29 protein-coding genes are annotated in these 24,945 nt (G+C 60.6%); 9 read left to right on the top strand and 20 right to left on the bottom strand.

Annotated elements, in window-relative coordinates; genetic code table 11:
* Positions 1-289 precede the first annotated feature (289 nt).
* The 16 genes from ACNHGR_RS05660 to ACNHGR_RS05585 form a co-directional block, all read right to left on the bottom strand.
* Complete coding sequence (locus tag ACNHGR_RS05660; protein ID WP_475284568.1) at positions 290-1,303, bottom strand: TraU family protein; 1,014 nt, start codon at positions 1,301-1,303, stop codon at positions 290-292.
* Positions 1,300-1,932, bottom strand: a complete 633-nt coding sequence (locus ACNHGR_RS05655; protein ID WP_475284566.1) for a conjugal transfer protein TraW — start codon at positions 1,930-1,932, stop codon at positions 1,300-1,302. Before ACNHGR_RS05655 ends, ACNHGR_RS05660 begins: the two co-directional genes overlap by 4 nt.
* Positions 1,922-2,158, bottom strand: coding sequence for a hypothetical protein (locus tag ACNHGR_RS05650; protein WP_475284564.1), 237 nt, complete (start codon positions 2,156-2,158; stop codon positions 1,922-1,924). The genes ACNHGR_RS05655 and ACNHGR_RS05650 overlap by 11 nt, the downstream gene beginning before the upstream one ends.
* Complete coding sequence (locus ACNHGR_RS05645) at positions 2,155-2,484, bottom strand: hypothetical protein (RefSeq protein WP_475284562.1); 330 nt, start codon at positions 2,482-2,484, stop codon at positions 2,155-2,157. Before ACNHGR_RS05645 ends, ACNHGR_RS05650 begins: the two co-directional genes overlap by 4 nt.
* Positions 2,484-5,003, bottom strand: a complete 2,520-nt coding sequence (locus tag ACNHGR_RS05640; RefSeq protein ID WP_475284560.1) for a TraC family protein — start codon at positions 5,001-5,003, stop codon at positions 2,484-2,486. The genes ACNHGR_RS05645 and ACNHGR_RS05640 overlap by 1 nt, the downstream gene beginning before the upstream one ends.
* Positions 5,000-5,578 carry a TraV family lipoprotein gene (locus ACNHGR_RS05635; protein WP_475284558.1) on the bottom strand — a complete coding sequence of 193 codons (579 nt, stop codon included), beginning with the start codon at positions 5,576-5,578 and terminating at the stop codon, positions 5,000-5,002. The genes ACNHGR_RS05640 and ACNHGR_RS05635 overlap by 4 nt, the downstream gene beginning before the upstream one ends.
* 86 nt (positions 5,579-5,664) lie before the next feature.
* Positions 5,665-7,056 (bottom strand): TraB/VirB10 family protein, encoded by a 1,392-nt coding sequence (locus ACNHGR_RS05630; protein ID WP_475284556.1) that lies wholly within the window; start codon positions 7,054-7,056, stop codon positions 5,665-5,667.
* Positions 7,053-7,832, bottom strand: coding sequence for a type-F conjugative transfer system secretin TraK (locus ACNHGR_RS05625; RefSeq protein ID WP_475284554.1), 780 nt, complete (start codon positions 7,830-7,832; stop codon positions 7,053-7,055). Before ACNHGR_RS05625 ends, ACNHGR_RS05630 begins: the two co-directional genes overlap by 4 nt.
* Positions 7,816-8,451 (bottom strand): TraE/TraK family type IV conjugative transfer system protein, encoded by a 636-nt coding sequence (locus tag ACNHGR_RS05620; protein WP_475284552.1) that lies wholly within the window; start codon positions 8,449-8,451, stop codon positions 7,816-7,818. The genes ACNHGR_RS05625 and ACNHGR_RS05620 overlap by 17 nt, the downstream gene beginning before the upstream one ends.
* An 8-nt stretch (positions 8,452-8,459) precedes the next feature.
* Positions 8,460-8,726, bottom strand: coding sequence for a type IV conjugative transfer system protein TraL (locus ACNHGR_RS05615; RefSeq protein ID WP_062734244.1), 267 nt, complete (start codon positions 8,724-8,726; stop codon positions 8,460-8,462).
* Positions 8,727-8,851: 125 nt separating this feature from the next.
* Positions 8,852-9,196: a hypothetical protein gene (locus ACNHGR_RS05610; RefSeq protein WP_475284550.1), complete on the bottom strand. Its 345-nt coding sequence runs from the start codon at positions 9,194-9,196 to the stop codon at positions 8,852-8,854.
* A 188-nt stretch (positions 9,197-9,384) separates the two neighbouring features.
* Entirely contained in the window at positions 9,385-10,167 is a 783-nt protein-coding gene (locus ACNHGR_RS05605) for a DsbC family protein (protein ID WP_475284548.1), read from the bottom strand.
* Entirely contained in the window at positions 10,164-10,436 is a 273-nt protein-coding gene (locus ACNHGR_RS05600; protein WP_475284546.1) for a hypothetical protein, read from the bottom strand. The genes ACNHGR_RS05605 and ACNHGR_RS05600 overlap by 4 nt, the downstream gene beginning before the upstream one ends.
* A gap of 589 nt (positions 10,437-11,025) precedes the next feature.
* Entirely contained in the window at positions 11,026-11,523 is a 498-nt protein-coding gene (locus ACNHGR_RS05595) for a hypothetical protein (protein ID WP_475284544.1), read from the bottom strand.
* Positions 11,524-11,707: 184 nt separating this feature from the next.
* Positions 11,708-11,902: a DUF6961 family protein gene (locus ACNHGR_RS05590; RefSeq protein ID WP_475284542.1), complete on the bottom strand. Its 195-nt coding sequence runs from the start codon at positions 11,900-11,902 to the stop codon at positions 11,708-11,710.
* Entirely contained in the window at positions 11,899-12,561 is a 663-nt protein-coding gene (locus ACNHGR_RS05585; protein ID WP_475284540.1) for an SOS response-associated peptidase, read from the bottom strand. The genes ACNHGR_RS05590 and ACNHGR_RS05585 overlap by 4 nt, the downstream gene beginning before the upstream one ends.
* 300 nt (positions 12,562-12,861) lie before the next feature.
* Here ACNHGR_RS05585 and ku point away from each other — a divergent pair, with 300 nt between their 5' ends.
* Positions 12,862-13,773: a non-homologous end joining protein Ku gene (gene ku, locus ACNHGR_RS05580; protein WP_475284538.1), complete on the top strand. Its 912-nt coding sequence runs from the start codon at positions 12,862-12,864 to the stop codon at positions 13,771-13,773.
* Positions 13,774-13,777: 4 nt separating this feature from the next.
* A complete protein-coding gene (locus ACNHGR_RS05575; protein WP_475284536.1) occupies positions 13,778-14,032 on the top strand; it encodes a hypothetical protein in 255 nt (84 codons plus the stop codon).
* 7 nt (positions 14,033-14,039) lie between these two features.
* On the opposite strand, the gene ACNHGR_RS05570 is transcribed toward ACNHGR_RS05575, so the two are convergent.
* The gene (locus tag ACNHGR_RS05570; RefSeq protein ID WP_475284534.1) at positions 14,040-14,252 is read right to left on the bottom strand and encodes a KTSC domain-containing protein; all 213 of its coding nucleotides are present in this window, start codon (positions 14,250-14,252) and stop codon (positions 14,040-14,042) included.
* 156 nt (positions 14,253-14,408) lie between these two features.
* On the opposite strand from ACNHGR_RS05570, the gene ACNHGR_RS05565 reads away from it, so the two are divergent.
* Positions 14,409-15,356: a GNAT family N-acetyltransferase gene (locus tag ACNHGR_RS05565; protein ID WP_475284532.1), complete on the top strand. Its 948-nt coding sequence runs from the start codon at positions 14,409-14,411 to the stop codon at positions 15,354-15,356.
* A gap of 39 nt (positions 15,357-15,395) precedes the next feature.
* Here ACNHGR_RS05565 and ACNHGR_RS05560 read toward each other — a convergent pair whose 3' ends face one another.
* Positions 15,396-16,541 (bottom strand): extracellular catalytic domain type 1 short-chain-length polyhydroxyalkanoate depolymerase, encoded by a 1,146-nt coding sequence (locus ACNHGR_RS05560; protein WP_475284530.1) that lies wholly within the window; start codon positions 16,539-16,541, stop codon positions 15,396-15,398.
* A 193-nt stretch (positions 16,542-16,734) separates the two neighbouring features.
* Here ACNHGR_RS05560 and ligD point away from each other — a divergent pair, with 193 nt between their 5' ends.
* Genes ligD through ACNHGR_RS05545 form a run of 3 tightly spaced genes read left to right on the top strand, consistent with a single transcriptional unit; the run spans position 16,735 to position 20,343 of the window.
* Entirely contained in the window at positions 16,735-19,248 is a 2,514-nt protein-coding gene (gene ligD / locus ACNHGR_RS05555) for a DNA ligase D (RefSeq protein WP_475284528.1), read from the top strand.
* Entirely contained in the window at positions 19,245-20,051 is an 807-nt protein-coding gene (gene xth / locus ACNHGR_RS05550) for an exodeoxyribonuclease III (protein WP_475284526.1), read from the top strand. The genes ligD and xth overlap by 4 nt, the downstream gene beginning before the upstream one ends.
* A gap of 52 nt (positions 20,052-20,103) precedes the next feature.
* The gene (locus tag ACNHGR_RS05545) at positions 20,104-20,343 is read left to right on the top strand and encodes a hypothetical protein (protein ID WP_475284524.1); all 240 of its coding nucleotides are present in this window, start codon (positions 20,104-20,106) and stop codon (positions 20,341-20,343) included.
* 420 nt (positions 20,344-20,763) lie between these two features.
* On the opposite strand, the gene ACNHGR_RS05540 is transcribed toward ACNHGR_RS05545, so the two are convergent.
* Positions 20,764-21,678, bottom strand: coding sequence for an NAD(P)/FAD-dependent oxidoreductase (locus ACNHGR_RS05540; RefSeq protein WP_475284523.1), 915 nt, complete (start codon positions 21,676-21,678; stop codon positions 20,764-20,766).
* Positions 21,679-21,985: 307 nt separating this feature from the next.
* Between ACNHGR_RS05540 and ACNHGR_RS05535 the strand changes: the two genes are divergently transcribed.
* On the top strand, positions 21,986-22,381 hold the full coding sequence (locus tag ACNHGR_RS05535) for a hypothetical protein (RefSeq protein ID WP_475284521.1): 396 nt from the start codon (positions 21,986-21,988) through the stop codon (positions 22,379-22,381).
* Positions 22,382-22,515: 134 nt separating this feature from the next.
* On the opposite strand, the gene ACNHGR_RS05530 is transcribed toward ACNHGR_RS05535, so the two are convergent.
* Positions 22,516-23,292, bottom strand: a complete 777-nt coding sequence (locus ACNHGR_RS05530) for a Crp/Fnr family transcriptional regulator (protein WP_475284520.1) — start codon at positions 23,290-23,292, stop codon at positions 22,516-22,518.
* 204 nt (positions 23,293-23,496) lie between these two features.
* Between ACNHGR_RS05530 and ACNHGR_RS05525 the strand changes: the two genes are divergently transcribed.
* Both ACNHGR_RS05525 and ACNHGR_RS05520 read left to right on the top strand, forming a co-directional pair.
* Complete coding sequence (locus ACNHGR_RS05525) at positions 23,497-23,712, top strand: RAD55 family ATPase (RefSeq protein WP_475284518.1); 216 nt, start codon at positions 23,497-23,499, stop codon at positions 23,710-23,712.
* Between the two features lie 12 nt (positions 23,713-23,724).
* Complete coding sequence (locus ACNHGR_RS05520; protein WP_475284516.1) at positions 23,725-24,939, top strand: ATPase domain-containing protein; 1,215 nt, start codon at positions 23,725-23,727, stop codon at positions 24,937-24,939.
* The last annotated feature ends 6 nt before the right edge of the window (positions 24,940-24,945 follow it).

Here is a 24,945-nt window from a genome sequence, read left to right as displayed (position 1 = left end):
GCCGAGAGGCATTGGAAGGCGCCCCTTCCGTCGATGATGATCAGCACGGCCAAAGCGGGCGAGGATTGAGGCGCAGGGGGGCATCCTCGCTCGCCAGGGGTATATCTGGCCGTGTTGACCTTCTCCCCATGCGCTTCCAAAGCCGCATAGGGAGAATGGGGTGTTGGAGCGACGCCGGATGGCGCCGACGCCGCTCCGTCCGCGCAGCGGCCGGCCGGGCCATCATGGCCTTGGCGGGCAGACCGGGCATGAAGCCGGACCGCTGTGGGACATGGGGAAAGGGGCTGGCTCATGGCGTCGATACCCCCGCGCAACAGATCACCTTCTCAAAAGACATGAACTGGGCATTGTCCTTGCCCGGCGCATGTTTGGCCGAGGACCAGAGCGCGCCCGGCCGGCCGATATTAACGCATTTGCCGCCCTTGACCGGCTCCATGATCTGGAGCTTGTAGCGGCTCTTGGTCCAGATCGGCTGGGCCTTGAACGAGCAGCCATCGGCCGAGGAAATGGCAAGGGCGCCCAACCGCCCCATCATGAAGGTGCCGCGCGCGGCAAGACCAGCCCAGGCTTCGACGCTATCGCCAAAATGGATGTCGCCGGCGACCGGATAGGTCGCGCCCCAGCTTCCCATGCACCAGAACAGCGGATCGATGACCTTGCCAGCCGCCGCGGCTGCGCTGTCGGCCATGCAGGCCAGGCCCGCAGCGGGATTACCGAAGAGAATGCCCTCGGGCTGGATGATCGCACCCAGCGTTCCCGACTGCCAGGTCGGCAGCACCTCGGTGATCATGGCGACGTCGAAGCCATCATCCTCGATGCAGGGCAGGTCGGTGAACATGTCGAGCATCTTCCAGACCGGCGAGATATAGTAGTGCATCTGCGCGAACATCTTCTGGCTGTTGGTCCCGTCGGCGATGGACGACTGGCTGCCCTGAAGCCTGCCGCCGGTCGGCAGGAGATCGGCGCCGAGCGCCATCATGCATCCCGGTTCGGTCACGACGTCGATCATCCGGTTGGGCGACCAGAAGCTTACCTTCACCCCGAACCAGAAGGTAGCGCCCTTGCGGCAGGCGCAGAGCGGTTTCGAGGCGGACTGGGCATCCAACTCCCTGTCGAGCTTGTCGAAGCTGCCGACGCGCACGCCGCCGATGGTGATTGGGAAGATGCAGTTCCAGCGGACCTTCGTGATGGGATTGAAGATGGTGCCGGCCTCGCATTTGGAGGCTTGAGCGGGCGCAGAGGCGCCGCCGGCGGCTAGCGCCAGTGCGAGCGGCGCCATGCGCGCGAGGAGCCTACGCCTCATGGCCGCGCGCTCCCAACCGCGGCGCGGATCGGCGCATATTCGGTGAGGACGATCTTCTTGCCCTGCTGGGCGACGATCACCGGCGCGACGGTGAGGCCGAGCCGATCCTTGACCCGCTCCTCCAGGATGAAGAGCGGTCGACCGCTGCGTTCGGAGAGTTCGAGCGCGTCGCCGGCGGTCAGCAGGATGAAATCGGTGAACCGCGCCTGCTTCAGCGCCCAGCCCAGATCGCGGGGATGGACGATGACGAGACGCTGTGGCAGCGACACATAGTCGAGCGGGTTGAAGGTAAAGCCCTTGGGATAGAGCAGCCGGCCATCGGGCAGGCGGATATCCTCCTCCACCGTGTAAAAGGGAATGAGGCTGCGGACCTGGTCGACCCTGGCCTGTCCCAATTGCGCAGCCCGGAGCGCTGACCAGTTGGAGCGAGGGCCGAGTTGCGATGCGAAGCTGGGCGCCTTGGCGGCGCGGGCCTCGATTTCCGCCATCGCGTCGGACTCCGCGATCGGCCAGGTCCGACCTATGGTGGAGGTCGCAGCCGTTGCCGTCTCGGCGCAGGCAAGGGCGAGCATCAGCGCGCCGATAAGGGCGTGGCGTGCGCGATCGGGGAAGCATGGCTCAGCTATCATGACGACGCCTCCACCATGGTCTGTCGTCTGAGCTGTCGCCGCAAACCGCGCAGATGAGCGCCGAGACGCCGAGCACCCAGCCAGCAAGCAGCAGGCCCTGGAGGCGCAGCGGCAGGGCGCCGGGTGTTTCGAGCACCAGGACAGTGAGGACGAGCAGCATCAACTGCGTCCCCACCAGAAGGCGGATGGGCCCGGCTGCCGGGGCGGCGCTGAGGATGCCCTTCATCGCCGGTTCCACCAGCTGTGCAGCCATTTGCCCGACTTGTCCGCGGCGCCGGTCATGCCGATGAGCAATATGCCACTCGCAAAGCAGCCCGCGGCCACCATAACCGCTGCGCGCAAGATCAGAAAGGGCGGCTTCTGAAGCGCGATCCCGGCGGCGCCGACGAGGCAGCCCAGCATCATCGTCTCGATCGTCACGAGCCGGAAGCGCCATTGAAAAGCCTGCGCCTCTGCCTTGGCGGCGGCGCGCGCCTCGATCAGCGCTTCCAGTTTCGGGTCGGGCTCGAATTCGAAGCGAGGCTGGTTCTTGTCGGCGGGAAGCTTGCTCATCACAGCTTCTCCCCGAATGCGGCGGGACCGAGGATTTCGGTCGCATCGACACCGGCCAGATCGCAGATCGCTTCGAGCGGCGACATACCCCTGCGCAGCCGTGTCTCGAAGGCGGCGACCTCCTGCGGCGCGCTGGTGTTTATCCAGTAGGAGAAGGGATCGACCACGAGGCGAGCGATGCCCAGACCCAAAGGCGAGTCGATGAAGACTTCCGAATAATTGGGCTTGTTGTTGCGGACCGATTTCAGGAGATCGAGGACAAAGCCTGAATAGTCGAGGATCTTGTTCTCGACGGCCCGCTCATAGGTCGATCCCTGCAGCAGGAAGCGGGTGGCGGCATTTTCGAGGATCACCTGGCCTGTGCCACCGAAGAGCAGCAGATCGTTCATCGACTGGAGAACAACCCCGAAGCTCCCCTGATATTTGCGCGCGCGCCTGTAGCCCTGACCGAACACCTCGGCGAGGCGAGACAGGTCCTGCCCGTCGGTCCGGGTCATGAACTGGGCTGCCTCATCGCACAGGACAAAGCGGGGTCGGTCGCGCGCGGAGAGATAGAGTTCCTGCGTGACGGCGTTCACCACCACCATCACAATCACATTGAAGAGATCGGGCATGGCTTTCAGGCGCTCAAGCTCGAGCACGACAAATTCATCGGCGGAAATGTCGAAGGTCGATGGGCCGCTGAAATAATGACCATAGGCGCCCGAACTTGCAAAATCGCGCAGGTTGAAAGCGAGTTCGCGAGCGGCGGGGATCAAATGATCGACCTTGTCGAGATCGCTTGTTGCATAAGCGGGATAGGCGCCGAGCCAGTCGCGCACCGCATCGATCCCCGCCTCGGCCCGGCCGCTGTCGATCGTCCACTGGACCGCCGATTTGAGGAGGTTCCATTCCGATGTGCTGACACCCTTGCGGGTCGCGGCATTGGCCATTTCTGCGACGATCGCGACCGCCATGGAGATAGCCGACTGGCGATCGTCGCCATCGAGCGCAAAACCCATGTCGAAGGGGTTGAGAACGAGGTGCTCCTCGCCCATGTCGATATAGCGGCCCGAACAAAGGGTGCAGAGCTTGGCGTAGCTTCCGCCGATATCGATGATGCGGATGAGCGCGCCCTGCGCATAATATTGTTGGCACAGGTTATTGAGGAGGAAGCTTTTGCCCGCGCCGCTCTCGGCCGAGACGATGAAATTATAGTTGTTGATGCGCGGGTCGAAGAGATCGAGCGTGATGAGCTGCCCCTTGCGCCCGGCATAGAGCAGGGCAGGGCGGCCGCCGCCGCGAAAGTCGGTCTGGACGGGCGCGAGCAGCGCTGCCGCCTTGGCGGGCATGGGGAGGTCACGTTCTAGCATTCGCACCGTGCGCCGGTCGGGATAGAAACCGAAGGGGAGCGCCATCGGCAGCAGGACGGGATTGAGATAGCTTTCTTCCTGCATCATCCATGGCAGCGGTTCGCTCTCCCAGAGGCGCTTGGCGCGCGCCGCCATCTCGCGGGCCTGCGCGCTGTCGCGGCCGAAGACCCAGATGACCGGGATCACCGAGACGAAGCGGCTATTGCCCGCTTCGTCGAGCACCCAGCCAATCTCTTCGATCTGCTTTCCCACCTCGACCGCGAAACTGCCCGCAGCCTTTTGCGCGGAGAGGATCTGCGCGCGTTTGTGGATCTCGAAGCTCGAATGATCGAAGAGGATGTTGAGCGTATAGAGGAAGGGGCCGCCAATCTGGTCGCTGTCTTCCGAGGCGCCGCGCATGCCGCCCAGCAGCCGATTGCAGCGCTCGGCGGTGACGCGCCGGGCGGGCGACTTGGGCGTCAGGCAGCGTGCGACCTGATCGCCAAGAAACAGTTCGGGACCATCAAAGACGAGATCAGGACCGGCGTCGATCAGCTGCTTGCGCACTGGACGCGCGGGCATGTTGTTGCTGCTTTGGGCGAAGACGCCGGGCGCATTGTCGAACACGCCATTGAAGATACGGCGATAGAAGGTGACCAGCGCCTCGGGCGCGAGGCGGGTGATGCCGAGCTTGGAGAGCTGCTCCTCGATCTGGCGCCGCAGGTCATGGCCCAAGGGTTTGCGGGTCTTGATCGACAGGAGCAGACGGAAATTGCGCAGCGGAATGCCGTGGAGTGCATCGAGCCCCTGCGTCCCCTCACGGAGATAGTCGCGGGTCCGACGCGCCGATGCCTGGATCAGTGGATCGGGCCGGGATTTCAAATCGAGGAAGGCGTCGAGCGCATCGTCGATCAGCGGGTCGGCAAAGCAGTGGAGCTGGACGACGGTTCCGGTCGCGAACTGGATGTTCAGCAGGCCCAGCAGCGCCTGATGGACATGGGCGAAGAGATAGGCGGAGGGGATGAGTTCCCAGGCCTGGCCCCAGCCATCGTCAATGCAGAGAAAGGCGTCCTCCTCCTCGACCCAGGCGACCATCGGAAGAAAATCCGAATAGGCGTCGCGCGAGACGCTCTGGCGCAGCCGCTCGAAGGTCATGCCGCCGCCATGGCGGGTGCCGGGCGCCCTCATTGGCCTGACTCCCCAAGCTGCTCCTGTGGCGGCGCGGGAATGTCGCTGCCCTCACTTGTGGCGGACTTTGCCTTCACCTGTTCCAGAACCGGCATGCGGGCCGCCTGATTGACCGGGCTCACAAGATAGTCGCCGACCACCCATTGAGGCTTGTCGAGGATCGAATAGACATAGCGCGGCATGTAGAGCCGATCGGGCCTCTCCCGGTCGGCATAGGGAAGGATCAGCGTGCGGATCGTGCGGCCGGGACGCAGCATTGGCGTCACCGGCGCTTCGACCAGACCCTGCAATTCGCGATAGACGCTGTCGCGATAGCCCAGATAAGGCGTGGCGTCCTTGCCTCTGGCGCGGCCGGTTGTGCCGGACGACGCGGCCGTGCTGCCCTTCAGCATTTTGCTGTCGTTCGTCACCTTGGGATCGGACCGAGAGACAGCGCCGGCGACGGCGTCCTCATAGGCGCGCTCGGGGTGGATGCACTGGCCGTGATCGCTATTCTTGCAGCTGAACTTTTCGGGGTAGGGCGACATGACCGACCCGATGGCGGTGCAGGCGGGCAGGGCGGCGAGCATCAACATTGGGATGCCAGTGTGACGTATGGATGAGGCTGGAGGAAATGCGAGGAGCGGCATGGGCGTGTCTCCTTGTGTGAGGTGCGGGCGCATCAGAATTTGCTCCCCGCAGTCGGCTTGATTTCGAGGGCGACGCCTTCCTGGATCACCACGACCACATCCTTGGCGGCGCCCACTTCGACGATGGGACCGGCCTGGCGCGCGAGATCGAGATAGAAGTCGGTGAGCTTGTCGGAGGATTTGGAAAGTCCGCCGGCAATGCCGGTTTTGGCCGCATCGCCCGCATCGAGCGACCGGACGGTGCCGAGCGCCGAGACAGAGGTATCCCCGAATGTGTTCTCGACGCTCTGGCTCATGCCTGAGATCGTGCCGGCAATGAAGCTGCGCGCGAGCGCGGCGCCGGCGCGGGTGACGACGCGGCCCGAAAGCCCCTTCTTCCCGTCTGTATCGACGAAGAAGCCCTTGATCGGCTGATCGACCACCGAGTGTTCGTCGAAATCGACGCAGGAAAGGGAGACGAGCTGGACCTCGACCCGCTCCTTCGCAAGGCTGCCGGTGGCATTGCCGACGACAAAGCAGCCAGAGAGGTTTGCCTTGACGTCATTGGGCAGCACGGCGGGCGCCTGGACGCGAGCGATCAGGGGTTCCGGGTTCGAGGTCGCGTCCCGGCTGGCGAGCGCGTCGATCCCGGTCAGCAGCCGCGCCTTCATGAAACCAGGTGGCAAATAGATCGTCCGGGTCTTTTTTTTAACACTTATTGCCCCTTTGTCCCCAGCGTCGGAGACGAGCGCAGCGGTGGCAGTCCCGATCGAGCCGACCTGGCGATCGACCGGCGGTGCGGGCGGCGCGGGAGGCGCCGACGGCACGGGCGGTGGTGGCAGGCTGCCGTCGGCGCTCTCAAGTTCATGCGCGCTGGGGCTGGGTGGGAAGGCCGGGATGTCGCCGGGCATGGCGCTTGGGAGATCGCCTTCCGCGGCGTCCGTGGTGGAGCGCGAGCCGGGGGCGATCTTGCCCTCCTCGATCGCGGTCACCCTGTCGCCAAGCAGCGCCTGGCCATCGAGGATTTTCTTCAGATCCCCGCGCACCTTGGTTTCGAGGCTGTCGCCGCGCAGGCCGGCGCCCATGTCGAGGCGGGAGGCCGCAGGCGCGGTCGGCGTCTCGTCCTTCGATCCGATCGAGGCGGTGTAGAGGCCATAGCCGAACATGGCGATCACGACGCCGACGCCGGCTTGCCGGGCGCGAAGTTGCTGCTTGGCGCTTAACGCGGCCCAACGGGCTTTGAGGTCGAGAAGCGCAGGGCCGCGCAGGGGGGCGTTCTGTGCGTCGCCATCCTTTGCAGCATCAGCTTTCTTGGGAGGGCGGGAATAGCCCTGCATCCCGGCATGTTTGCGCGGTGCGTCGGGGCGCTGAGTAGGATTGCCGCTGCTGGTTCCCTTGTTGTGTGCGCCCTCGTCACCGGGGCCTTGATTGTCGCCGCCGCTCATAGCGCGTCTCCGCGGCGGAGCAGGATGAGGCGGGCGCTCTCGCCGGCGCGCAGTGACAGGCGATCGAGGGTGACGCTGAAGATCCGGGTGCCCATGGCGGTGTCGAGAAACAGCCGCTCGTCGATCTCGCTATCGGCGCTCGCCTCAATCCAATATTCCGACGCCGAGAGACCCGTGCCTTCGATCGCGACGCGGCGGCGCTCGGTGATCCGCAGTGCGGGCGCGGCGGCAAGCGCAAGTGGTCTTGGTGAGACGGCGACCTCCGTAAAGCTGGCGGGCACCCGGTCCTGCAGCATCGAGAGGGTGATAGAGACGGCGCGCTCTTCCTCCACCAGCGGTCCCAGCAGTTCGCCATTGGCGCGGGCGCGCTGATTGGCGCCCGATGCAAGCGTCACGGTCTGGGCGGGAATATCGGAAGGCTCTGCATAGAGCGGATAGATCGCGCCATTGCAGGTCACGAAAAATTCTGAAGGCGTGGTGATGAAGCTGCGGGTCACCTGGCCCGCGTCATCGCTCTCCCTGACGAGGAATTTGACCCAGGCGTCTGCCCCGGCCTTTTCGACCGCGATCGCCTTTTCGGCCGAGAATTTGACGTCCTCGATCTCGCCGCCCTGGCAGACGAGATGATTGATGTCCCGGTTAGAAAGGCGGATGCTGCTGGTCTGATCGGGCAGGGCCATGATGGCATTGCTGGTCGTCTCGGCCATGGCGATGCCGGGGAGACAGGCGGTGATGAGCGCCGCAGGCGCGCAGAGGCGCTTACCGAAGTTCGGCATCGAAATTCTCCTCGGTGAGGGACAGGAGCCAGAAGCGGCCGGCATCGATCGTGTAGCGAACGCGTAAATTGCCCCGGAACTTGCGGATGACGCCGCCGATAACGCGGACCTTTTCGACGGGCACCAGTATCTGGCGGTCGGTCCATGTGACGGGCTGATCGGGCCGGATATAGGTCGCGATCGAGAGCGTAGGATTATTGGCGAGCTCGTCGAGGATCGCGTTCAGGCTGTCGCGGATGCCATTATAGGCGGTCGGATGGACGATGCTCAGCAGTTCCTGGAACTGCCGGTCGGCCGAGAGCGCGGAGTAGGTGCCCGAAAGCGCCACGATATTGCGCGTCATGGTGCGCAGATAGGCTGGGGAGGGCTTGCCCCCGGTCACATAGAGATCGCCGCCCGCGCCGAAGGGTACGACCACAGTGCGCTGGTTCTGGCTCGTCGTATAAAGCGCGATGCCCAGTACGGCGGTGATGCCGAACAGGCCGGCAATCGAGAATTTAAGGAGCCGGTTTTCTTCGAAGAGGTTGGATGATCCCTGCAGATAGCGATGGATGCCGAAGCTCGCCGGCTTTTCCAGCAGTGGCTCGCTGCGCTCTCGGGCGGATGATCTGCCGAACATAGGATACCTCACTCGCAAAAGCGGGTCTGGGTCGGGCCGGGGTAGCGGGGGAGCTTGAGCAGCCCCCAACGCCAGGCGAGATGCGGCATGAAGCCGCGCGGCTTGGTCCGCTTCCAGGGAATGAAGAGGAGAAGAACGCCGAGGAGTGACCAGCCCACCAGCCCGCCGACGATGACGGCGACGAAGATGGTGGACACCACGACGATGAACTCCTGCGCGTCGAACCAGAGGATCTGGACCGGCTTGTGCAGAAATTGTGGAAGTCTCTCGTCCACGTCCTTCTCCCTTGCTTCATCACGCCTGGACCAGGCGTGATTGTTACGAGGAGCGACCATTCGCTCCTCATTTCCGGCGCAGGGTGGACAGTCAGACCCGCGCCAGTCCCTGTTTCAGGCGAGCCTCAGACCATCATGCCGAAGGTCTGAAGGATGGAATCCGCCCGGATCAGGCAGACCGCGGCAACGATCGTCGGGATGCCGATCATGATGTTGGAGAAGAGGCGGCTGACCCCGAACAGGAAGGCGGCGACGCCGCCCACGAAGCCGAGCGGACCCTTCACCCCCTGGTTCACCACGATGTCGTAGATATCGTAGCCAAGGTCGCCGGCGGCCGGCGCCTGGAAGGCGTGAGCGGCCGATGCCAGGGTCATCGCGACGAGGAGGGTTCCCACGGCATCGGCCGACGCAAAAGAGAGGCGGCGCATCCGGTTCCGGGAGGGTACGGACAGTGAGGCAAGTTTGAGCATGGGTTTTCTCCAGGCAAGAAGGAGCCGTCCCCTGTGAATGCCTGCCGGCACCGACATGGTTGATCGTTGACGGCCAGTGGGAGGGATGGGTGGCTCCTTGGAAAACGGGGCCCTCTCGCCGGCATCTCGTGCTCAAGGTGTCGGCGCTTGTTGGTCCGTCGCCATGAGCCCGCCAAATTTCATGAAGTTCAGCTGGGCGGCTTTTTGGGCGCCAGCTTCTCATCGAGCCACGCTTCGATCTCGGCCTGCTGGAAGCCGGAGATGACGCGGCCATCGAGGATGAGGGTCGGGGTTCCAGAGATGCCCATGGCTTTGACCGCCTCGGCGTTCCCGGCGACGCGCGCTGCACCCTCAGTGCAGGTCATAAGAGGCTTTTGCGGCTCGCCAGCATAGGTGGCGCGGAAGGCGGCCGCCTGGTCCTTCGAGCAGAGGATATGTTCGGCCTTGGACGCGGCGTCGGCATGGATACCGCTCACGAAATAAATCTGGCGGCGGACCGGTTTTCCTTCGGTGGCCTTCGCCGCCCAGAAGCGGTCGAGGGCGCGGCAATAGGGGCAGTCGGGGTCGGTGAACTCAATGACGGTGGGTGCCCCTGGCGGTCCAATGGTGAGCGTCCGGGTGAGATCAAGGCTGCCGATCTTTTTGCGCGCGCTGGCATCCTGTGCGAGGGCGGTCAGGTTGACGCCGTTCCTGTCATAGATGGTGGCGAACAGCAGATGGTCGCTCTGTGGTGCATAATAGAGGATGCGGCCGCCAGCGCTTGCCTGGAAGAGCGGACCCGTGACGGGCGCCGGACCGAAATCCTCAAACTGGAGATTGGCAAAACTCTGATGGAGCTGGGCCTCGGCAGCGCGGGCTGCCACCGACAGATGGGTTTTGGACGGAGTGTCTTCGGCCGCAGCCGCTGGATGGGCGGCAAGGATGGCTAATGCCGCGATCGCGCGCCGATAGTGGGATAGATGATAGGTCATTGGCCCGTCTCCCGTGCGCTGTGGTACCGCGATCCGAACAGGGCCGCGTCCATCATGATGCCTTTGCCAAGCGAGATTGGCGGCTGTTGGACCGGTGCAGTACCGATAGCGGCGTGCACGAAGAACTCCCCTTCGATCTGAGCGATCAGCAAGGATTGCGGCTTGGACGGCTCCTGCGTTTCTACCCTGTGACGGGCGCCAACAGCAGGCGCAGTCAACAAGGCGGCAGGCAGCAATCCGGCCAGAACGGCCGGGCGATATGCCGACATTGGATGGTCTCCTTTTCTTCAAGGCACATTGCCTTGTCAGACCGTCGGGGGAGCGAGGCGCTTGCCTTCAAATCTGCGCATCTTGGCGCTCGCATCGGCATCCCCGTTCGGGATGAACCAGAGTTGCGTCGAGATTGGGCTCGGCCGCAACAGGGAGGGCACTGAGATGCCGAAAGCGGCACTGAAGTGCCGAAAGCGGCATATCAGTGCCGCTTTTCGCAATAAGCAATTCTGTTTTGGAGGGCGACGGCCGGCTGATGGAGGTCTAGCCGCGAATCGAAGGAGGTAATGCCTTCGCCGCGAATCACTTGGCACTGAGGAGATTTTGCCGCCGGAAACGAGAGCAACGCGCCGCAGATCAGTGTTTGTCTAGAGCGGGAGCGTCCGTTCCGATGGCGTGACGCCCATGGGGTTGAGCGTGTCATCGGCCAAATCGATTCCGTTCCAATATGTGTGCCATCTGCGCACGGGAAGCTATCGTCGGCATGAGAAAGCGCGTCGCCTGCCGGACTTGATACTTGCCTCCAGGGAGCAGGAGGGCAGCCGGACGATCAGCCGATCAGATCATATCTGGCGCGTACCCGCTTGGTCAGTTGATCGTCCCGTTCACCGAGCCTGCTTTCGAAACGTCTGCGAGCTGTTCTTCAACGTCGCGAAAGGTGGTGACAAAATTGTCGCGTAGCGTGTCAGCAAACTGTCTGCGCGCCCTGAGGGTGGTGATATCGCCCGATTGTGCAGCGATCGATGCCAGGACGAAAATAAGGGCCTGGGCAACCGTCGCGAGATCATAGCGCATTAAGGTGCCGGTTTGGCCAAGGGCATTGACGGTCACGTCTCGCGGGTGGCTCGCCTTGATTATCGCGGACTGGATTTCATGAACCAGCTTGCCCAAATCACTGTCATCCACATCGGACGCCGATGGGGACACAGGCTTATCGACAGCTATGCCGTCCAGCATGTGCGTACCGGTCTCGCGCGAATGGTCGCGCAAAAAATGAAGAAAGGCCAGATGGTCTGCGGCGAGATTTTTTGTCGCCTCGCTGAGGCTGTCTTCCGTCGCATAATCGGGATGGGCTTCCTGGATCATCGCAGACAGGAAGGAAAGGGCGTCCAGAGCAAGATTTGCGTCGAGCGCGCGGCCCCCGCTGGCCTGGGTTAGTGTCGCTGCGCCGAAAAGGGCTTTGGTAAGCTAAAGAAAATGAGGGTTTTCGAGCAATTCATCGATCGACGTCGCACTTGCCATCTTGTTTCTCCGAAATCCGCGCTAGCGCCTAATGCCACGGCCTCCCGCCATGCGCCTGAAGCTGATCATATTTGCCCGCAATGGCGATCCATCGTTCGACACCGGCGTCATCTCCGGCAAGGGCAAGCTTGGTCACACATGCTGCGATGTGATCGGTTGCCCTCTTACCGAACCGTCGTTCGATCGCGAGCGCTTCGGCCCATCTTTCCTGCTCAGATGTCATAGCAGGGTGGGCGCCCCAAGAGCTGTGCGCGGCTTATTCCATGGCTCACCGGTGCGATCCATCGCAATCAGCTCATTGGGGAAACAGCGCTCCTGGAAGCTGACGATTTCGTCGAAGCTACCGTGAAGCCACTGCGCATACTCGTCCTCGTGCAAGAGAACGGGCATCCTGTCATGTATGGGGCGGATCGCCTCATTGCAGTCTGTCATCGCGCCGGAAAATACGGGTCCCCACTCGATACTGTCGCGCCATAGGCCTGCCCAGGCAAATATGGGCCGGTCGTGCAGTGAGAACCAGGTCCGGGTCTTGGCGCCTTTAGGGCCTTCGGCTTCGGCAAAATGGGTGAGAGGGATGAGGCATCGAAATTCAGGCTTGCGGGCCGCACCAATCCAGAAGGGCTTCTTCAGATCGGCAATATTGTTTACCGGTTTGGGTTTGGATTCCGGCTTCATCGTTTTGAGCCGCACCGGCCAGCCCCACGTCATGCTTTGAAGCAAGCGCTCGCCGCTTTGCTCGCGAACCACCATCCCGGGATAGCCGGGATAGACCTCCTCAGGCGCATTGAACTGCGCGGCTGGAAGCGTAACGCCGAAATGCGCTGCGACTTCCGCGGCACTCTTCCGCACGGTGAAAAGGTTACAGATGGGGAGCTCCTCCATAAGTTTTACCGGTCGCCACAGTAACATAGGCGATCAGGCAGTAAAGCCGACCGTTGTTTTTGTACGCTTTTCCATCGGTAACTGGTACCCGCGGCCCCCTATTTTACGATCAGCTCCAATCTCCGATAGCGAACGATACATGTTCCGCAGATCGGAAATATGGCTCGATGCCTGTTGCTAGTGGCGACCATGGCGGGCGTTCACAGCCGCGCTTTGCGACGCATAGGCCGACGTTCAGCGGACCTGTGGAACGCACAACTGGATAAGAGGTTGTGAACCTGTACCCATCAGGAGACGATCATGGCTGCGCGACCCTATTGGAAAGGCCAGATCCGGCTGGCTCTCGTATCGATCCCTGTCGAAATTTATTCGGCGACCAAGAGCGGCGCGACGATTTCCTTTAACCAGATTCACGAACCATCGGGCAAGCGCATCAAATATGAGAAGGTCGTACCCGGCATCGGGCCGGTCGATCTTGACGAGATCGTCAAGGGCTTCGAATATGCCAAGGGCGAATATGTGCTTCTGGATGAAGACGAAATTGAAGGGGTCAAGCTTGAAAGCAAAAAGACTCTCGAACTGACCCAGTTCGTCGATGCCCATGACATCGACATGATCTATTTTGAAAAGCCCTATTATATAGTGCCTGCGGACGATCTGGCCGAAGAGGCGTTCATCGTCCTGCGCGAAGCATTGCGCCGTAGCCGCAAGGTGGGCCTTGGTCAGTTGGCGATGCGGGGTCGTGAATATGTGGTGAGCATCAAGGCCTGTGGCCGCGGCATGGTTATGGAGACGCTCCGCTATGCAGACGAAGTGAACAAGGCGGCCAGCTATTTTCGTGAGATCGGCGATGGCGATCCGGATGAAGAATTGCTCGATCTTGCTACCACGCTCATCGACAAGAAGACCGGCAAATTCGATGCGAGCGAATTTCACGATCGCTATGTCGATGCCTTGAAGGATCTGATCGAGCGGAAGAAGAAGGGCAAAACTCTTAATATCGATAGCGATGACGACGGCGGCTCTGATCCGCGTGGCAGCAATGTCGTTGACCTGATGGCGGCGCTCAAGAAATCGATTGGGCCTGCAGGCGGAAGCTCCGCAAAGGCCAAGGCGCCGGCCAAGAAAGGGACGGGCAAAACGCCCGCCAAGGCCACGACAAAATCGGTAGCCAAGTCGACGCGCAAGGCTCCTGCCAGGAAACGGGCTTGACGCGGTGAACGATAATTCGCTGCGCGCCGAAGATGATGAAAGCGATACAGCCTTTGCCGAAGCATCCATCACTTTATGGAGCAATCTTGTGGCACTGATCGGCACGCACATGCTGGAAACCGGTATGCCCCGGCAGGAACTGCTCGACATGCTCATGATGCTGCACGAAACTAATGAGGAAACGATCCGGTCGCCGCGGGCGCGTAGGATAGCGGGTCGTCATCTCATGTCGGTCTATCGCGCGCTGGAGGACGCCTGAACGATCTTCATGCGTTTGGACCAAAGCGCTTCCTGTCCGGGTCGCGGCTGCATCGAAATCGATCCTTCACATGCAAGTTGAAAAAGGCGCCTGCAGACGGCGCCTCGCAAAACGCTTCGAAGGTCGAGACCGGAACATCATGGTATAGATATTTGCCGGTATCGCGGAAGGTGACGATGAGGATGCGTTGATCCTCGTCATATCCGATCCGGTCGATCATGGAGGAGTTTAGACGTCTAGCGCGCATGGCTATCGAGCGTCTGAACAGCCAGGACGGTTCCGGCTTCAACAAGTCCTAACCGCATCCAGCACCTTGCGGATGGATAGTCGGCCGCGCGCTCTATGAACCTCCTCATGATCGGCGTGTTATGGGATCATGACGGATGAACCGATCGACCAGAAGCTGCGGGACATGGCGGAGCATCGGGGCCTCAAGCTTTTGAAGTCACGCAAACGCAAGCCCGGCAGCGGCGACTATGGGAAATTCGGACTGATTGATGCCGAGGGCAAGGCTCTGCTGGGCGTCAGCGAGGAGGGGCTGACCGCTTCGCCAGGGGACATTGAAGCCTATCTGCGAAAGGGGGCTACCAGCACCTGGAAAGCGTCGGCGGAGGCGACGCCCGCCCGATCGCCACATCCGTCCAAAGCGCGCGCGCAGGATGAAGGACCGGACGAGGAGCCAGTCATTCGGCGGCGGCGCGGAACTGCAGACAGAGCGAGGGCGCCTGGGCCGGCAGGAACGGCGTTGGCCCAGGCGGCCGGGAGTCGGCCATTTTCGCGTGCCTCGGACAAAAGCGCAAAACAAGCTACGCGCAGGCGCGCCAAAATCACCGCTGCGACTACAAGAAAGCATGATCGACAGGCAGATGCTCCCGCCGAGCCAATCCCCGCCGCCCTTGCAACAAGGATCGCCAAATCGTCAGATGCGGCAGGACTGGCGGGGCTGCTGCGCCAGCTTGCAGCCGTTAAAGCGGACGAACTAAGCATCGCGCGCAATCTTGAGACACTTCGCAAGGCCGGCGGCGGGGCCTGCATCGCTGAGAAAGGCAAGATCATCGGCTGCTGCTGTTGGACCAGCATCCAGACGCTCCAGCATGGCCTCATGGGCCGTATAACCCTATTGTTGGTGGACAAGGGCCAGAGGCGGCAGAGGGTCGGAAGCGCCTTGCTGAACGAAGCATGCGCAGCGCTTCGCAAAGCCGGATGCAGTCGAATAGAGGCCATGAGCGATATTGAGATCAGCAACGCCCATAATTTCTTCCGCGCGCTCAACTTCGAGCAGACCAGCTACCGGTTCGCGCGAGATATGGCGTCAGACGACTGATCGGTTATGCTTGGTTGCCAGCCTGACCGTTATGCGCGGTTACCGCATGAGACCGGCTGCACGGAGGGCGTCATGGATGACTTTCTCAACGCCCGCTCCTACGGAACCGGCAGGGGTTGAATACTGAGACATCGGCTCCAGACGGCTGATCTTCGCCGCCGGCAAATGCGCGGGCGTTTCATCTGGGCGCTTATAGGTAGGGGACGCGTAAGCCGTTTTATCGGCGTCAAGCAGGCCCCAGGTGGCCGCAATCCGCCGTGTCGAGGAGAGGCCGGCGTCGAGCATGTAGGGCATTGCGCTACCACATGCTTCCGGACCGGTGGTCGCGATTGGTGTGCCATGGCCCATATTGGAAATGCGATAATCCTCGACCAGGGAGCAGCCTGAGCCGTCCTTCCAGACGCGGCGGCGATGCTGCCCGATCATTTCGGTGGCGGCGGTCGCGGGATCAAGATCGTGAACCGACAGCCATTGAGCAAGGGTCGCGTCAGCATTTCTGCTGCTGACTGTCTGATCTGCACTGCCGTGCCAGATCGAAATGCGCGGCCAGGATCCTCCATGGCGCGACGCTTTGCGTACGAGATCCCCGAGCTGTGTTGCGTTGATCGCGCCCGGATCGCGCATGGTTTGCAAGGCTTGCTGGACATTGTCGGCCGACCCATGAGGAAGCCCTGCGATGATGGCGCCGCCTGCAAAAACCTCAGGATAGCTCGCCAGCATGACGGATGTCATGGCCCCTCCAGCTGACAGGCCTGTCACGAAGACGCGCGAAGGATCGATATCATAGACCCTCACCGTGGTATCAATCATCTGGCGAATGGAGAGGGCTTCGCCTCTGTCTCGGCGATTGTCTGCCGGAGAGAACCAGTTGAAGCAGAGATTGGGATTGTTCGTTCGCTGCTGCTCCGGAAAAAGGCACACAAATCCCTGTTCGTCAGCAAGGCGCGACCAGCCCGAGCCATGGTCGTAGCTGGCAGCGTTCTGAGTACAGCCGTGAAGAACAACCACGAGCGCGGGCCTTTTACCAAGCTGGGAGGGGACATGAATCCTGGCCATCAAGGCGCCCGGATTGGCGCCGAAGTCCTCCATATCTTTCAAACGGCTTGCATCGACGGCATTCGCTGGCACGGCCGTCACGCCGCGCAGAGCGGCGAGCTTTGCGATAGTTGCGGATAATTTGGTCACGCGGATATCTCCCGTTCGCCCGGCAGCGCATGAGATCGTCCTGGAGGGCGTTTATGCTGCACTGCACAATATGGTGAACAGGCAGGCATGTGCAAGGTGATAGCGACGAACGACGCGAATGAACTCGTTACGTGATGCGGTGGAACGACTTGCGCGTGCCGCAGGTTGATCGGCGGTAGCCTGGAGGAGGAAAATGGCCGAGGCATCGACGCAAAAAACTGGAGATAGTCTCGCGCTCTATCGTGCGAAACGGGATTTCACGCGAACGAAAGAGCCGTCCGGCGCAAGCGCGGCGACAGGTGGCAATGGCTTCGTTGTACAGAAACATGCCGCATCCCGACTCCATTATGATTTCAGGCTGGAACTGGACGGCGTTCTCATAAGCTGGGCTGTTACCCGGGGGCCGAGCGCCAATCCGGACGACAAGCGGCTCGCGGTACGCACCGAAGATCATCCGCTCGACTATGCCCGGTTTGAAGGCACGATCCCCAAGGGTGAATATGGCGGCGGCACGGTCATGCTGTGGGACAATGGCACCTGGGAACCGATCGCCGGGAAGGATCCGCGCAAGACGTTGCCGGAAGGGCATCTTCATTTCATTCTTCATGGGCGACGCATGCAGGGCGAATGGATCCTGTTTCGCTTGAAGCCCCGCGGCAAGGAAAAGGGCGAAAACTGGATTCTCAGGAAGGTGAATGACGCTCATGCGGGAGGTTCGGACGATCTTGTCGGCACGCATCTCACCAGCGTCGATACCGGGCGAACCATGGAAGAAATTGCGGCCGGAAAGCCCAAGTCAAAGCGGAAGACGGCGCGCGGCTCAGCTCTCAAGCCAGTTCCTGTGCCGGTCGCCGCACCTGCAGAAAAAGCACGCCAGAGGGGTAAAGCGGCACTGCCTCCGTTTCAGCCCGTACAGCTGGCAACGCTGGTCGATCATGTCCCGGCGGGAGACCGATGGGTCCATGAACTTAAATATGACGGCTATCGCACCTTATTGGCGGTCGGCGGCGGAGAGGGACGGGCTTATACAAGGTCGGGCCTCGACTGGTCCGACCGGTTCGCAAGCCTCATCGCGGACGCTGTGAAGCTGGATGCCCATAGCGCGCTTATCGATGGCGAAGCTGTCGTGATCCTGCCTGATGGACGGACGAGCTTCCAGGCACTTCAGGCGGCGCTGAAAAGCGATCCGGGCAAAATTGACTATATGGCTTTCGATCTGCTGGCGCTTGATGGCGAAGACCTCACAGGCCGCCCACTGCTTGAGCGGAAGGAGAAGCTTGCAGCGCTGATGGGTGAGGGCCGGGGACATATCCGCTATTCGGACCATATCGTCGGGCGGGGCGAGCAGTTGTTCGACAGTTTTTGCGGCGCCGGGCTGGAGGGCGTCATCTCCAAACGCACTGATGCGCGCTATACGGGTTCGCGATCGGGCTCATGGGTCAAGACCAAGTGCATTCGCCGCCAGGAATTCGTCATCGTGGGCTGGACGCCGTCGAACAAGCAGCGCGGTTTCCGTGCGCTTCTGCTCGGTGTTCACGAGGAGGGAAAGCTGCGCTATGCCGGTAAGGTCGGAACCGGCTTTAGCGGGGACGAAGTCGAGCGGTTGATGGCGCTTATGGCGCCCCTCGAACAGAAGAAGCCAACCGTTGATGCGCCGAGGGCTGCCGTGCGGGGGGCGACCTGGATCAAGCCCAGGCTCGTCGCCGAGATCGCCTATATCGAGTTCACTAAAGAGGGTGTGCTGCGGCATTCAAGCTATCTGGGTTTGCGGGAGGACAAGAAGCCCGAAGCTGTACTGCTGGAGGTCGAGACCCCTGTCACGACCGCGGCGCGATCGGCAGGGACCAGCGGCGTCAAGATCAGCAACAGGGACCGGGTGATCTTCCCCGAAGGCAAGCTGACCAAGGGTGAACTGGCTGACTATTATGAGGCCGTGGCTGATATCATGCTGCCTTGGGCCGGAAGCCGACCTGTCAGCCTCGTGCGATGCCCGCAAGGTCGCGACAAGAAATGCTTCTTTCAGAAACATGATGCAGGAAGCTTTGGCGACAACGTCAAGCAGGTCGCGATCCTGGAGAAGGATGGCCATGAGGAACCCTATTTGTTTGTGGATTCACCTGTCGGTCTGCTCACCTGCGTCCAGATGGGCACGATAGAATTTCATGGCTGGGGCGCGCGGATCGAGGATGTCGAAAAGGCCGACCGCCTCGTCTTTGATCTCGACCCGGATGAAGGGCTTGGTTTTAAGGATGTCGTCTCCGCTGCGCTCCACCTGCAGGATGTGCTGGGACAGATGGGGCTGGTGACCTTTCCGATGGTGACGGGCGGAAAAGGAGTTCATGTGATAGCGCCTCTTACGCCGACGGCGGAATGGCCGCAGGTCAAGGACTTCGCCCACCGCTTTGCACAGGCCTTGGCGCAGGCCGATCCTGAGCGATTCACCGCTGCGCTCGCAAAGGCCAGACGCACCGGTAAGATATTTATCGACTATCTGCGCAATCAACGCGGCGCGACCGCCGTCATGCCCTATAGCGCGCGCTCAAGGCCGTCTGCCCCGATCGCCGTGCCGCTGACATGGGAAGAGCTGCGCGATCTCGATAGCCCAAATCATTGGCATATCGGCGACGCGGCAGAATTGGTGATGCGGGCGGCTTCCAGGAATCTGGCCAACTGGGGGCGGGCCGACCAGATCCTGCCGGACCTGTGAAGATCGCCACCTATAATGTGAACGGCGTGAACGGACGACTTCCAGTCTTGCTGCGTTGGCTTTGCGAAGCAGAACCCGACATCGTCACGCTTCAGGAATTGAAAGCGCCGCACGAAAAATTTCCCGAAGCGGCTATCCGCGATGCCGGCTATGACGCGATCTGGCATGGGCAGAGCCGATGGAATGGCGTGGCGATCCTGAGCCGCGTTGGCGAAATTCATGAAACCAGGCGGGGTCTGCCGGGCGATCCCCACGACGAACAGAGCCGCTATATCGAGGCGGCGGTCGGCGGCGTGCTCATTGCCGGCCTCTATCTTCCCAACGGTAACCCAAGACCCGGGCCCAAATATGATTTCAAACTGCGTTGGTTTGAGCGGCTGCACCAGCATCTTGCAACGCTTATCGATCTGGACGCGCCGGTGGTGATCGCCGGCGATTATAATGTCATGCCGACAGACCTCGACGTCTATGCGCCAGACCGCTGGCGGGACGACGCCTTGTTTGCGCCTGAAGTGCGTGCGGCCTATGAGCGCCTGCTGGATCAGGGTTGGACGGACGCCCTGCAACATCTGCACCCGGACGAGACAATCTACACCTTCTGGAAATATCTGCGCTTCGCCTTCGAGCGCGATGCTGGCCTTCGCATCGATCATTTCTTGCTAAACGCCAAAGCAGAGGCGCGACTGATCGCAGCCGAGGTCGATAAGGCGGTGCGCGGCTGGGAGAAAAGCAGCGACCATGCGCCGGTCTGGATTGAGCTGGGAGAAAAGCCACGTCGTCGCAGAGCAAAGAAGCCGACCTGATCAGACACCGCTCGGCTCTTCGGAACGAAGCCATGCGGTCCCCCGTTCGACGTTGATCAAAGATGAAACGCAACAGGAGCGGACAGTGGAAGAGCCTAACCCCGGTCAGAAGCCGAATGCTGAAAAGCGCGCCGCGCAGCAGGGCATCCATGAACAGGCCGCACCTCGGCCTCAGCCCATTACCGACAAGGAAAAAGCGCTGATAAAAGATGGGCAGGCAAAGGCGCGCCGGGACCGGAATGAAGCGCTGGCTGGTGGCCATGGCGATCATAAGGGAGAGGAAGGCAACTGAACGCTGCGACCAGGACTGTCAGGCAAAAAAGAAGGTCGGTCCTGAAAGGGCCGACCTTATTGAGTTTAGGAGAGGATGCCTGAAAGGCCACCCCCATATGGTATAGGGCGCTTGAGCTCGCAAATGCGGAGAGAGAACTGTTACATGCAGCATTTGCAATCGGCTTAGCTGTCCTTGGCATCGAGCGCCGCAATCAATCGGCGTACGGCATATTGCGGGCAAGGTGGCGGTTATAATCTGGGCCGCGATCATCTCACCAGACCGGGGCCCGTTCGCCTGGCCCGTTCGCCGCTCGTTTAGCAACACCTGATGCCGATGCCGACAAGTTAGAGCGGCAGGCGCAAGCACGGCGGTACTTAGCGAAACCGCAAGCGCTCGATGGTCAAGCGAATATTATTCTTCGATATCAGCGATTATCGGTCAGCGCAGCAGGGCGCCTTGCGCGGCAAGGTCATTACGAATTGTGGCGGCAGCAACCCCGGCCTCGCCCATAGCGTGACTAATCTGGTCCAGGCCTTTTGCGACATCTCCAGCGGCATACACCCCTGGAATGGATGTACGCTGATGACCGTCCACGACAAGACAGCCTTCCTCGGTGCCGTCAGCGCCGATCGCTATTGCCAGTTCGGATCGTATCACAGAACCTAGCGCGGGATAGATGCTGTCGAATCGTAGATCGCCACCAGGCGTTTTTACGATCATATGGTCGCCCTCGATCTGCAGCGGCGCACAAGGTCCCTCAGCAAGAGCGACCCCGGCGGCAACAAGCTTGCGTCTCTCTTCATCCGAGAGGTCATGTTCTCCATCGGTGGCGATCAGCGTTACGTCGCGGCTATACATTCGTAGGAAGATTGCTTCCTTGAACCCGCGGGAACGTGTGCCCAGCACAGCGATACGCTTGTCCGTCACCTCATACCCGTCACATATCGGGCAATAGCGAAGCAATCCGCGGTGTAACGCTACGTCATGGATGTCGGGGGCGACCTGAGGACGATTGTTCACGACCCCCGTGCTAAGCAGGACGGATCGCGCGGCCCATCGGTGCCCAACACCAATCGCGACAAAGCCATCATCAGTCCGCTCCAATGTTTCGATCCGTCCCTTGCTGATAGGAACGCAAAAGCTTTCTGCTTGGTCGCGCATCAGTCGCAGCAGGTCCGCACCCGAAATCCCGCCGGGGTAGCCGGCGTGGTTGTGCGTGCGAGGGATCAGCGCAGCTCGGCTATGGCCTGCATCTACGACGGCGATCGAAAGATGAAAGCGGGCCAGATAGATGGCCGCGGTCAAACCGGCAGGCCCTGCGCCAATGACCAGACAGTCGAGCGGTTTTTCCATCTCATGCGAAAGTAGCGAGAGAATAGTCCGGTTCCATCAATGAGGCAAATATGCCGGAATCCCAGATGACCGCGATGGTTGCCATATTGATGATCGATTAACTTCGAGGCGCAGGATGGCAGACAACAAATCGCGGAGTGGTGCGGTCGTCCGAGGAGGGGTGCAGTGGAAGAGGAGTATGAGGTCGATTATTTCGCCAGAATGCATGGGCTAACACGGGAGCATGCACAACACCTCATCGATCGCTTTGGCAAACATCGTGACAAACTGGACGCGGAGGCTGAGAAGACCAACAAGGGGTAGGTCCTTGCGCCCCGGCTATAATCTAGGGCATGTTTTTATGCATTCAGCGGATGATCCGTTGCTTGGACTTTTAACGGAGTTCGGCAACTGGCCTGCTTGCCTGATCCTAGATCTGGGCACCTGCCTCGACCTCGATGGTGGGAAACAAGTACAGCGCCGCGCCTTTGCGGCCGCTTATCGGAGAGACAGCTCCGTCGCCACGCAATCGATATATGGGATTGAAGAAGAGGTTAAAGCGGCAACTCGGCAGGGATCGCGTCGCGCCTTGTCGCCAGAGCGATGGACGTTGGTGGGACAACCCGCGCTGACCGGCGACAGGGCCGATAAGAAAAGCACGGATCATCAAGCGCCTTCTAAAACACGCCTCTGCGTAAATGCCGAACATTGGCTCTATCTCTAGAATATCGCTTTGGGCGGCGCGGGCTCGTAACGGTCTGGCGCCCGCCTTTAGCTTGCTGAGATGGAGAAAAGTGCGATTGGAAGAATGACAAGGCTTTAGGTCTCCAAGATCGGCGACGGCTCTGCTAGCCCGGCTCAGCCACGATCAATTGCCAGCGCGGTGCCCGTCGCATGATGGTCGTTGTTGAACTTAAGATAGGCAGGGTCAAATTCCGCGACGGTAGCCAACTCCTGCGGGTTGAGAATCAATAGCCTCGATCCCGAAATGGCAATGTAGCCCGCTATGCGAAGCGCTTTTATTGATCGATTTACATGGACCGCCGTCAGCCCCAAGACATCACCTATCTGTTCTTGAGTCATGAGAAGCGGATAGCTCAGATCTGTCACCTCGCTGATCCGCCCATAGCGAAAGGCAAGCTCGCAGAACAAATGAGCGAGGCGGGCTAAAGCGCTTTTGCGCCCAAGGTTGACCAGTCGCTGGGCAACAATTTCCCTCTCAGCGGCACAATCCCGCCAGAAAGCTACGGCAAGCGCCTGATCCCGTAACGCCAGGTTCAGCAAGGTCGCAAGTGGCATTTTAAAAACTGTGGTCGGCGCGAGTGCATGCAAAGGGGCATCGGGGCCAGAATGTACCAGAGGCTGAAGATTGGGGAGATCGCCGGGAATATATAAATTGACGATCTGACGGCTTCCTCCATTTAGTTGCGCGTAGCTGGCGAGAAGACCTTCAACGACAAGATATCTGAACTGACTATCTGCCCCCATGTGCAACACATCCCGACGCGCTGCGAGGGTCACAATCTCGCCTTCCATTTGGAAGACCGCGCCGCTTTGCTCATCAGTGAGGGGCGAATGATCTTGCAGTCGCTGGATAAACATGCCCAAGGCTTTTTCTTGCTGATTAGTCTTCACTTGCGACAGCTCTCCCTCATGCAGCCCCCGGCAGTCATGATAGATGCTAAACCGATCGCCGCCTTGATCTACATTAGTCGAGCACCGACTGATGGCTCTGCGCGATTAGATAAAAAACTATCGATGTCATCCTGACGGCAGCTTTCCAGACTGCTATCAGCGCGAGCAGGCCTAGCGGCCATTATGTGCTGATGAGGTTATTGCGTGACACAGACCCTTCCCCGTTTTTCAACCGGCATATCCGGTCTGGACACCGTATTTGGCGGGGGTTTTGTCGAAGGGGCCTCCTACATCGTCCAGGGCCATCCTGGTGCCGGCAAGACAATCCTTGGCAATCAGATTGCCTTTGCAACAGCTGTAGCGGGCAAGAAGGTGCTCTATGTCACTTTACTTGCCGAAACGCATGATCGGCTGTTTTAGTCGCTTTCCACGATGAGCTTCTTCGAGAAGGATCGGCTCGGCGACAACATTGTCTATGTCAGTGTTTTCCAGACCCTGAAAAAAGACGGGCTTGGCGCGGTCGTGGATCTGCTGAGGAAAGAAACGAAGCGCCAATCCGCGTCGCTGATTGTTTTCGATGGCTTATTGAACGCTCGTGACCGCGCAGAAACCGATTTGGACGTGAAGACCTTTGTGGCCGAAGTTCAAAGTCAGGCCGCGTTCGTGGGGTGCACTGTCCTGTTTCTGACCAGCGCCGGCACACAGGAAGATAGCCCGGAGCATACGATGGTCGACGGTGTCCTTGAACTTCACGAGGAGCTTGTCGGGGTTCGCACGGTGCGGCGCCTTCGTGCCAGAAAATCTCGGGGCAGCGCGGCGTTGGGCGGCTATCATCAGTATGAAATTGTTGACTCCGGGATTTCGGTCTTCCCGCGGATCGAAGCGGCCTTCCATAGCCCGTCAGCGACCGACGAACCAGACCCAAGACCCCTTCGTTCGGGGATAGAAGGTTTTGACGCGCTGACGGGCGGAGGCCTTCCGCAGGGCTCAATTACTTTGCTGATCGGACCGTCCGGCTGCGGCAAGACTTCCTTTGGTCTGAATTTTCTTTCAGCTGCTTCAGCTGCGGAACCTGGTCTTCATTTCGGCTTTTACGAATCTCCCGACCGGCTGCTGCTGAAGGCAAGTGCGCTGGGGCTCAACCTCAAAGCGAATGTGGAGAGAGGAGAGGTTGATATTTTGTGGCAGCCGTTGACGGAGAATCTCATCGATAAAATGGCCTACCGGCTTCTCGACGCCGTGTCTGCTAGAGGGGTGAAACGGCTCTTCCTTGATTCACTGGGAGGGTTTGAACGCGCAGCCGTTCATCCGCCCCGCCTGGTGGAATTCTTTGCAGCGTTGACGAACGAATTGCGGGCTATGGGCGTTACCACCGTTGGCACGTGGGAATTGCGTGACCTTTTCGCGTCCCAGGTTGCAGCGCCCGGGCCGGAAATCTCTAGCCTGCTCGATAACCTCATTATGATGCGCCAGGTCGAGATTCGGTCAGAATATAAGCGAGTGCTATCTGTGTTGAAGATACGCGACCAATCGTTTCAAGCTTCGCCACAGGAAGTGTATATCGACGGCCATGGTCTTGCGATCAGGGGTCCGTTTGAACCGGCAACCGGGATTTCCACCGGGCTCGCAAAGCCTCTCGAGACATGACGGCTG

The sequence above is a fragment of the Sphingobium sp. RS1 genome (assembly GCF_056156825.1).
The sequence above is the reverse complement of the archived record's forward strand: the minus strand, read 5'-3'. Positions and strand labels throughout refer to the sequence as shown.

What these genes read in the sequence shown, in the direction of transcription:
- ACNHGR_RS05660 (WP_475284568.1), bottom strand. Translation starts at nt 1,303, where the DNA reads ATGAGGCGTAGGCTCCTCGCGCGCATGGCGCCGCTCGCACTGGCGCTA.
- ACNHGR_RS05655 (WP_475284566.1), bottom strand. Translation starts at nt 1,932, where the DNA reads ATGATAGCTGAGCCATGCTTCCCCGATCGCGCACGCCACGCCCTTATC.
- ACNHGR_RS05650 (WP_475284564.1), bottom strand. Translation starts at nt 2,158, where the DNA reads ATGAAGGGCATCCTCAGCGCCGCCCCGGCAGCCGGGCCCATCCGCCTT.
- ACNHGR_RS05645 (WP_475284562.1), bottom strand. Translation starts at nt 2,484, where the DNA reads ATGAGCAAGCTTCCCGCCGACAAGAACCAGCCTCGCTTCGAATTCGAG.
- ACNHGR_RS05640 (WP_475284560.1), bottom strand. Translation starts at nt 5,003, where the DNA reads ATGAGGGCGCCCGGCACCCGCCATGGCGGCGGCATGACCTTCGAGCGG.
- ACNHGR_RS05635 (WP_475284558.1), bottom strand. Translation starts at nt 5,578, where the DNA reads ATGTTGATGCTCGCCGCCCTGCCCGCCTGCACCGCCATCGGGTCGGTC.
- ACNHGR_RS05630 (WP_475284556.1), bottom strand. Translation starts at nt 7,056, where the DNA reads ATGAGCGGCGGCGACAATCAAGGCCCCGGTGACGAGGGCGCACACAAC.
- ACNHGR_RS05625 (WP_475284554.1), bottom strand. Translation starts at nt 7,832, where the DNA reads ATGCCGAACTTCGGTAAGCGCCTCTGCGCGCCTGCGGCGCTCATCACC.
- ACNHGR_RS05620 (WP_475284552.1), bottom strand. Translation starts at nt 8,451, where the DNA reads ATGTTCGGCAGATCATCCGCCCGAGAGCGCAGCGAGCCACTGCTGGAA.
- ACNHGR_RS05610 (WP_475284550.1), bottom strand. Translation starts at nt 9,196, where the DNA reads ATGCTCAAACTTGCCTCACTGTCCGTACCCTCCCGGAACCGGATGCGC.
- ACNHGR_RS05605 (WP_475284548.1), bottom strand. Translation starts at nt 10,167, where the DNA reads ATGACCTATCATCTATCCCACTATCGGCGCGCGATCGCGGCATTAGCC.
- ACNHGR_RS05600 (WP_475284546.1), bottom strand. Translation starts at nt 10,436, where the DNA reads ATGTCGGCATATCGCCCGGCCGTTCTGGCCGGATTGCTGCCTGCCGCC.
- ACNHGR_RS05595 (WP_475284544.1), bottom strand. Translation starts at nt 11,523, where the DNA reads ATGATCCAGGAAGCCCATCCCGATTATGCGACGGAAGACAGCCTCAGC.
- ACNHGR_RS05590 (WP_475284542.1), bottom strand. Translation starts at nt 11,902, where the DNA reads ATGACATCTGAGCAGGAAAGATGGGCCGAAGCGCTCGCGATCGAACGA.
- ACNHGR_RS05585 (WP_475284540.1), bottom strand. Translation starts at nt 12,561, where the DNA reads ATGGAGGAGCTCCCCATCTGTAACCTTTTCACCGTGCGGAAGAGTGCC.
- ku (WP_475284538.1), top strand. Translation starts at nt 12,862, where the DNA reads ATGGCTGCGCGACCCTATTGGAAAGGCCAGATCCGGCTGGCTCTCGTA.
- ACNHGR_RS05570 (WP_475284534.1), bottom strand. Translation starts at nt 14,252, where the DNA reads ATGATCGACCGGATCGGATATGACGAGGATCAACGCATCCTCATCGTC.
- ACNHGR_RS05565 (WP_475284532.1), top strand. Translation starts at nt 14,409, where the DNA reads ATGACGGATGAACCGATCGACCAGAAGCTGCGGGACATGGCGGAGCAT.
- ligD (WP_475284528.1), top strand. Translation starts at nt 16,735, where the DNA reads ATGGCCGAGGCATCGACGCAAAAAACTGGAGATAGTCTCGCGCTCTAT.
- ACNHGR_RS05540 (WP_475284523.1), bottom strand. Translation starts at nt 21,678, where the DNA reads ATGGAAAAACCGCTCGACTGTCTGGTCATTGGCGCAGGGCCTGCCGGT.
- ACNHGR_RS05520 (WP_475284516.1), top strand. Translation starts at nt 23,725, where the DNA reads ATGAGCTTCTTCGAGAAGGATCGGCTCGGCGACAACATTGTCTATGTC.